This is a genomic window from Nitrospiraceae bacterium (assembly GCA_035623075.1).
In the GTDB taxonomy this organism is placed as follows: domain Bacteria; phylum Nitrospirota; class Nitrospiria; order Nitrospirales; family Nitrospiraceae; genus DASPUC01.
Window position 1 is genome coordinate 25802 of record DASPUC010000040.1, and the last position, 7722, is coordinate 33523.

Sequence of the window (7722 nt, forward strand, 5' to 3'; positions counted from 1 at the left end):
ACAGAATGAGGGCATCAATCCGGTTGCATGGACGAGCGAATCGAACACTACAGGGGGATTCGGAGGAGCTGTACCCAGCTTTTCGTCACGGAGCGGAACCAAGACCCGCTGAGAGGACTGACAAGTATGGAGGACCATGCCCTTGACGACGAAAGTTGACCAAGGCGGGCCGCTGTGTCAAGGAAGGTGGGGGCATCCTTCTGAAGGACCTTGTAATGCGCAAGCGCCTGCTCGGTCCATCCGAGCCGCTCATAGATACGAGCCAGCAAGTATCGGATCTGCCGGCGCTCACCATCTGTGCCTTTGTTGTCCTTCAACAATTGTCTTAACAACGCTGCCGCATCGTCCAGGCGATCCAGAGCCTTATAACAGAGTGCCGTCTGAACATCAGACCTCACCGCCATCGCCGGTTCCTGGCGGGCGTGATCGAAGCAGGCAATAGCCTGTCGATACTGCCTCGCTTCCTTATGGGCGAGCCCCTGTTGGTAGGATGATGTGGGTGCGCTCTCGTCCCTCACTTTCGGTTTCTGTCTCGTTGTGGTGGTCTTCTCCGCCGTTGCCGACAAAGCTTGTTCTATTTCCTTCTGTTCCGGCTCGGGCGTGGGCAAGTGTGCGAGCGACGAGGAGGTGAGAGGCAGAATCCCACTGGCTACCCGGTCTGTGGCCGACTGCATTACTAGACCCGCCGCGACCGACGAAGCTTCTTCTTTTTCCTTCTGCTCCGCCTCAGGCGTCAGCAAGTCTGCGACCGACGAGGAGGTGAGAGGCAGAATCCCACTGGCTGCCCGGTCTGTGGCCGCTCTCATCACCAGACCCGCCGTGACCACGCGTGCCTGTTCGGCAAAACCATAGGCCATTGAGACATCGCACACCTGGTTGATCAATCGTGCGTTACCACCAGCCAGCCGATGCACGACGCGACAGGCCAGCTCCGTCATCACGGCCCTGGTCATGCCGGCCACCACCAGTCGATGACGAACGTAACGGGGTGTCTCGCCTTCGTCAAACGGCTCGAGATGGTAATCGACCGAGATGCGCTGGGCGAATTGAACCAAATCACCTCGCTGCAATAAGGCCCGCAACCCGGGCTGACCTGAGAGAATGATTTGAAGGGACTGCCGTCGGCCATCGTTCAGATTCGACAACAGCCTGAGTTCTTCAAGCATGGCCGAACCCAGATTCTGGGCTTCGTCCACCACCAGCACGACACGCCGACGCTGCTCGTATTCGTGGGCAAGGAAGGCCGTGAACGTCCGGTACAGTTCAACACTGTCCATCCCTTTGCCATTCAAATTGAACGCCATCAAAACCCAGGGCATGAGCGACCCGAGACCAGCATGCGTATTCGACAGCATTCCGACTACGACCTGATGTTGTGATTGATCAAGGATGGCATTGAGCAGTGTGGTCTTGCCTGTACCCGGTTCCCCGGTGATGACGGTAAACACCGCTCGGTTGAGCAGCCCGTACTCCAACAGACTCAGGGCCAACTTGTGCTGTGTCCCGAGATACAGAAATCCCGGATCGGGAACCAGAGAGAAGGGGTTCGTTCGAAGTCCGTAGAACGATTCGTACATACAGAGGCTCTACCTCATCTCTCTTGTTCCACTGCTGTGGCACGTTTCACTTTGGACAAGCTCAGTTGGTCGCGGCCGGCTTTGTTCAGGACGGTTCCCAGAATCGGTGCCCCTCCCTTCAGCACCTGTATCGCTTGCTGGAGGTCGGGTCCCGAAGTTTTGCTGTCTTCCACAACGAGAAGCAACGCGTCCAGTCGTGGACTGAATGCCAGAACATCCGGTCGATCAAGCACGGGAGGGAGATCGAACACCACCACCCGCGATGGGTATCGATGCTTCAGCTCCTTCACAAGTGCGGTCATGCGTGGAGAGGTAAGGACTTCGGCCGACTGTTTCGTCACTCGGCCGCCCTGCAACACAATCAGTCGCCCGAGACCAGGATGGAACAGCACGTCCTCGACTGATCGGCCGTCCAAGAGACACTCCACTAATCCTTCGCCAGGGATCAGGCCGAATTCCTCATGAATGCGGGGAGCACGCAGGTCTGCATCCACCAAGAGAACCGTTTGGGTTGGTTCGCTCGCCAAGGCAATCGCCAAGTTAATCGACGTAAGAGTTTTCCCCTCTCCGTCCCGTGGGCTCGTCACTCCCAGCATGTTCCACCCGTTCTCCTGTAACCGGTGCAGCACTTGGGTTCTGAGGATCTTGTAGGCATCCGCGAATGGCGAATGGTGCCCCGTCAGTATTCGGTGCCGCTGCAGGACATCTTCGTCGATCGCAACTGAACGCGTACGAGAATACATCACTTCGGGGCCAGACGCCGCGGACCGGTCCGACCGAGGAGGCGCGGGTGCAGCATGCTGCTGCTCCTTGAATCGGTCCATCGCACTCTGGAGTTTGTCCATGATCATAAACGGAATCTCTCCTGTTTTATGTCAAGCCCAGTTTTCTCAGGGCGGCATACAAGACCACATCCAATGGGGTTCCCCTCGCCAGCACCGACACGAGCAGTAAGACCACGACGCCGGCACCCGCCAAGGCGAGTCTTCTTCTCTTGCGGAGCAGTCGCTGAAGATCGTCATCCGTCGGCATATAGGGAATCACGGCCAGCGGCGGCAGCCCAGCAAGCCTACCGAGGTGCTCGCCGCCGCGAATCGAGCGGTCGAACTGTTCGCGCGCCGCGCCGCTTCCGATCCCACCAGCGACGGCAAGAATCGCGCCGAGCATCACGATCACCGGGCGATTCGGCCGTTCAGGTTTCTCAGGAAGGTCGGGCGGATCGATGAGCGAGAATCGCTCGCCTTTTCTCTGAACCTCCAGCTCCTTGGAGACCTCGGCCTCAAGCAAGCGAGACGTGATCTCCTGGTGCTTGCGCACTGATTCTTCCCTGTTTCGGCTGAGATTGAGATAGGTGGGCTCGATTTCGACCGTTCGCTCAAGTCGACCGGCATAGTCATCGACTCTGCGCTTGATGCCCTCTCGTGATTTGCGAAGCGCTTGAAGCGAGGCAGTGGTCGATGAGAGTTGCGCGCGGATATTGATATAGGCGGGATTTTCGGGCTTGACGACCGGAGCTTGGATGCCCGCCTGCAAGACGTTATTCAGTTCTTGTTCGAGAGAAGCCACGATCTGGCGCGACCGGATCACATCAGGATGTTCCTCTCCATATCGATCGACGAGGGTCGCCAGACGGGCCTGTTCTGCATTGAGCCGCTTATGCAATTCCTCGGGCGTTGCGTGATGGCCGGTCTCTCGCTCCAGCGCGGCGATCTCCTGCTGCATCTTGATCACGTCCGGATGCTCGGGCGAAAGATAGCCGCTCGCGCTCGCATACTGAGCCCGCAATGCCTTCAACCGTTCGCCCGAATCCAGCAGCCGCTCCCCACTGGCCGAGATGATCGGCGTGTGCGGCTTCAGCGTGGCCAACTCGCCCTCCAGGTAGGACTTCTTTTCCTCTAACGCCCTAATGTCACGGTCGGCATCCAGCAGTTCGCGTTCTGCCTGGTTGAGCATCGTCATGTTGAGAGATATCAGCTCGGGCAGCGCTCCGTCAGCCTTCTGCTTGATCGCAGCCAGTTGCAACTCCAACGCTCCGATACGTTCCGCCAGCTGCTCTGATTCTTTCCTCAAGAAAGCGGTGGTCTCTTGGGCATGCCGTTCGCGAGTCTTAAGATTTTCCCCCAGAAACAGACTCGTCAGCTCGTTGGCCACTTTCTGGGCAATCTCCGGACTTTCTCCATCATAGGACAGCGTGAAGGCGATCGTGGCCTGGGTCGGCGTTTGCGTGCGCTTGTCGATGATCTTCACATTGATGACGTCCACACGAATGTCATCGGTAAACCGCTTCAGCACATCTTCAGTGGGTTTACTTTGGCGCATTCCAGAGTACAGCCCGTATTGCTCGACGATCTTCCAAAGGGTCGACCGCGTCATGACCTGCTGCTTGATCGTCTCGATCCGCTGGTCGGCATAACTGGTGATGGCGGACCGCACAAGGTCAGGCGGGATTTCCTGTTCTTCGATGAGGATGGTCGCCGTTGAACGATAGACTGCTGGCAGCAGAAAGGCGAGCGTGACGCTGGCCATGAAGAGCACGGCGGTGACCGCTAATATCAGAGTTCGGCGACGGCGGAGGAGCGCGAGGTAATCATGTAGATTGTTCTGGGGTGTTTCCATGGTGACGCTCGTCTGTGACTAAGGTCTCCCTGTTATCGCGACACCGACCACTTGTCTCCCGTATAGGTCAACATGACAAAGGTGGAATTCGCATTGGCCCAAAAGTTGACACTGCCCACGGCGCGCTCCGCGTAGGTGTACCCCACACTGAGGGTCCACCATTGAGCGAACTTCCACGACACATTGGGATTAACGTTGATATAGCGAGTCTGAGGAAATGACCCGCCAGTCGACGCGACGGGCTGAGTAAAATATAACCCCCCGGTGAGGGAAGCGGTGAGATTCTCCGTCAGCCGATGAGAAATTGAGCCGGTGACTCGATCGGTCTGGACCAACAGGCCAAATCCGCTGGGATAGAGTTCACGCCCACCATCGAGCGAAATAGTCGACTGCTCGAACTCTTGTTTGATATTGGCGTTATACACCCAGACGACATCATGCTGAGTCAAAGAGCCGCCAGGGACCCCCCCCTTCGTAGATGTTATAAACTTCGGTCCCCCCGACACAGTCGCGGAGAGCGACTCGGAAAAGTCATGAGACGCGCCGATTTTCACGCCCTCGTATGTCCATGTTTGTTGGATTTGTGAAGCGACGAAGTTGGTGGCTTCCCCGATCAATTTGATTTTGTCGTGCTCACGGAGTTCGTAGGACAATTCAGATGTCCCCCCGTTGGTCTGATAGTTCACGAGGCCAAGACTGAGTCCATTCTGGTAGGTGGCATCCACAAACTGATACCCCACTTGCCAGCTTACTCGCTCCGCCAGCCCCACTGTCACACTCGGGTTCGCAGTCCACAGATTGCGCTGGGTAAACGTGAGTACCAAACCTGTCTGGCGCAATTCACTCATCAAGGTATTGTCACGGGTAAATCCACCGTCAAAGCCGAACTTTAGGCGTTCCCATTCGTACGAGGTTCTGACCGGGAACAACAGATTGGTGAACCCCCGATCCTGTTGACCGTAGTACTGGACAAAGTCTGCTTGGGCATTGCCTTCGATCATAAAGGATTCCGTGGCACCCTTGAACTTGACCGCAGGACTTGTCCAATACCCCCACACTTCATTGTTGCCAGTGCTCAAGATCAGGTTACTGTTGTATACGCCCTTGACGTTGAACGAAGGCTCCGCCGACCATTCAGCCGACTGTGCCCTGTGACTGATGATGCCCAACAGAGTACTCACGACCATCCCTACAAGGAGAAGCCTGTGTAAATGCGACATCGGGCATCTCACTCCCTCACCGTCCGAGGGAGGGACCCCTTTTGCAGAATTCAGGGAACCACCACCACGTCGCCTCGTTCCAGGATGATGTTCTGGCTCAATTCTTTCCCTTTGCGGACGTCGCCATAGCGAAATGGAAAGACCACCTGTTCGCCGCGTTTCCGCCGCATGATGTGGATGTCGTTCTCGGCGGCATACGGGGTCAACCCGCCGGCCAGACTCAAGGCCTGAAGGACGTCCGTATAATGGCCGACCAGGAATTCGCCTGGCTTGTTGACCCGCCCGACCACGTAGATCTTATAGCTCAGGATCTTTGTGGCCAGGACCGAGACGTGCGGGTTCGGCACGAATTTGTTGAGACGCTTGACCAACTCGAGCCGGACATCCTCGACGGTCAGACCGGCCGCCGGCACGTCCCCGACGAGCGGAAACGAAATCATACCGTCCGGACGCACGACGACTTCCTGGGTGAGATGTTCATCTTTCCAGACAGAGATCTTGACCACGTCTTCAGGCCCGAGCAGATAGGACGCATCCGCAACCATCGCCGGCTCGCTCCCGTTTGACAGAGCCAGGGCGATCCCCTGCCACCACACGATGCACGAGCTGAGCACCAATAGTCCGACGACCCGCATATTCTATCCTTGCAACTGCGCCAAAACTGACTTGGCCTCATCGAGGCCGGGAAACGGCTTCTGGGACGCGACGGCCTTTTGAAGATGGGCTTTCGCTTCCGTCCGCTGACCAACTTTAAAATAGGCGACCCCAAGGTGGTAGTTCACCACGGGATGATCGGGCACCTTGGTTGCCGCTTGCTGAATAAAGTGAACGGCTTGACCGGAATGCCCCAGTTTGTAATGTACCCACCCGAGCGTATCGAGGAAGATGGCGTTGGGCGCTGTGGTTTCAAAATTCTTCGTAAGGACGAGAGCCCGCTCCAAGCTCTTCTGATCGCCCTTCTGATCCGTCAAGAGCGACGCCAAGTTATTCGCAGCGATGAGATTCCGAGGATTCTGCTGTACCAAGGTCTCGTATTCCTGGATCGCTCGGTCGACCTGTCCCGCCTCGCTCAGTGTTATCGCCAGTAACAGTCGCAGTTCCTGACTGTTTGGGTTCGCCTTGAGCCCTCTCTCCAACCATTCGAGACCCTCGTCCTTCTTTTTCTGAGAGAGCTTGAGCGTGGCCAAGTGCAGCCACGGCTGGCCCCACTCGGGCTTGTGTTCAATCGCTTCACGGAACCGGCTCTCAGCCATCCCCTGATTGCCCTCCAACATCGCGATTTCCCCGAGGAGACCCGAGGCGTAGGGGTGGTTGGGATTGCGGCCAAGCAACTGCTCAAGCCTCAGCTTGGCTTCCGAGATCTTGCCTCGCTTGAGATCGAGCTGCACCAACGCAAGCAGGGGCTCGGGCGCATCGGGATTGCGTGCCAGGGCCCGCTCGAACGAAGCCCGTGCCTGATCCCATTCGGCGCGAGCTTGATGGAGATACCCTTCTACCAGATCCGCCGCTGAGCTGTTGGCTCCCGCCACACGGGCGCGGGACAAGGTTTGCTCCGTCGCGTTCCAATCATGCTCCGCGGCCTGAAGACTCAACAACACACCGAGCGTCTGGAGGTTATTCTGGTCCTGCTTGAGCAGCTCCTCTACCCTGGTGCGGGCTTCTTTGAGCTTCCCGGAGGAGGTGTCAAGCGCGACCAGCGCCATCTGAGCATCGGCCATCCTTGGATTGAGCGCGACCGCCTGTTCCATGCTTTCTCTGGCAAGGACCAAATCAGAAGAGGCAAGGTAGGCCTGCCCGAGGAGAGCATGGACCTCCGCCGAATCGGGCCGATCTTTCAGCACGGTTCGAAAATCCTGGATTGCCTCTCTTCCATCGCCGCGCTGCAACGCAAGCTTTCCTCGAAGCAGCAGGCCGTCGGACGAATGGGGATTCTCCTTGAGCACCTCCGCCAACTCTTTTTCGCCTTCATCTTGTCTTCCCGCTGAGAACGCGAGTGCGGCGAGTTTGACCTTGGCGTCGAGGGCGGGGGGCTTTCCTCGAAAGTCGCCGCGCATTGCTTCGTACATCGCCCGTGCCTTGTCCGGCTGCTTGTTGAACTCATACAATTCTCCCAACGCGAGCCGGATCGCAGACGATCGAGGGAGGGCGCGTCGTCCTTCCATCAACGCGGCTTCCCCCTCAACAAATCCGCGCCGAGTCAGCTGGAATTTCGCGAGCGCGAGGTACCGCTGCTCATTGTCCGGATCAACCCGGATCATATCGCGCAGCAGACTTTCTGCCTTATCGTACTGATGCCGCTCATCGTAGAA

6 protein-coding genes are annotated in these 7722 nt (G+C 57.5%); all 6 read right to left on the reverse strand.

Annotated elements, in window-relative coordinates; all coding sequences use genetic code 11:
* Positions 1-47: 47 nt before the first annotated feature.
* Positions 48-1577, reverse strand: coding sequence for an AAA family ATPase (locus VEI50_13140; GenBank protein ID HXX76068.1), 1530 nt, complete (start codon positions 1575-1577; stop codon positions 48-50).
* Between the two features lie 14 nt (positions 1578-1591).
* Positions 1592-2428, reverse strand: a complete 837-nt coding sequence (locus tag VEI50_13145; GenBank protein ID HXX76069.1) for a CpsD/CapB family tyrosine-protein kinase — start codon at positions 2426-2428, stop codon at positions 1592-1594.
* 19 nt (positions 2429-2447) lie between these two features.
* Positions 2448-4193 (reverse strand): Wzz/FepE/Etk N-terminal domain-containing protein, encoded by a 1746-nt coding sequence (locus VEI50_13150; GenBank protein HXX76070.1) that lies wholly within the window; start codon positions 4191-4193, stop codon positions 2448-2450.
* A gap of 32 nt (positions 4194-4225) precedes the next feature.
* A complete protein-coding gene (locus VEI50_13155; GenBank protein ID HXX76071.1) occupies positions 4226-5413 on the reverse strand; it encodes a hypothetical protein in 1188 nt (395 codons plus the stop codon).
* A gap of 50 nt (positions 5414-5463) precedes the next feature.
* Positions 5464-6048: a polysaccharide biosynthesis/export family protein gene (locus tag VEI50_13160; GenBank protein ID HXX76072.1), complete on the reverse strand. Its 585-nt coding sequence runs from the start codon at positions 6046-6048 to the stop codon at positions 5464-5466.
* A gap of 3 nt (positions 6049-6051) precedes the next feature.
* The coding region (locus VEI50_13165; protein HXX76073.1) for a tetratricopeptide repeat protein at positions 6052-7722 on the reverse strand (1671 nt) is incomplete at its 5' end.

Bases quoted from the DNA above. Each gene is read 5' to 3' on its own strand.
- VEI50_13140 (HXX76068.1), bottom strand. From the start codon at position 1,577: ATGTACGAATCGTTCTACGGACTTCGAACGAACCCCTTCTCTCTGGTT.
- VEI50_13145 (HXX76069.1), bottom strand. From the start codon at position 2,428: ATGATCATGGACAAACTCCAGAGTGCGATGGACCGATTCAAGGAGCAG.
- VEI50_13150 (HXX76070.1), bottom strand. From the start codon at position 4,193: ATGGAAACACCCCAGAACAATCTACATGATTACCTCGCGCTCCTCCGC.
- VEI50_13155 (HXX76071.1), bottom strand. From the start codon at position 5,413: ATGTCGCATTTACACAGGCTTCTCCTTGTAGGGATGGTCGTGAGTACT.
- VEI50_13160 (HXX76072.1), bottom strand. From the start codon at position 6,048: ATGCGGGTCGTCGGACTATTGGTGCTCAGCTCGTGCATCGTGTGGTGG.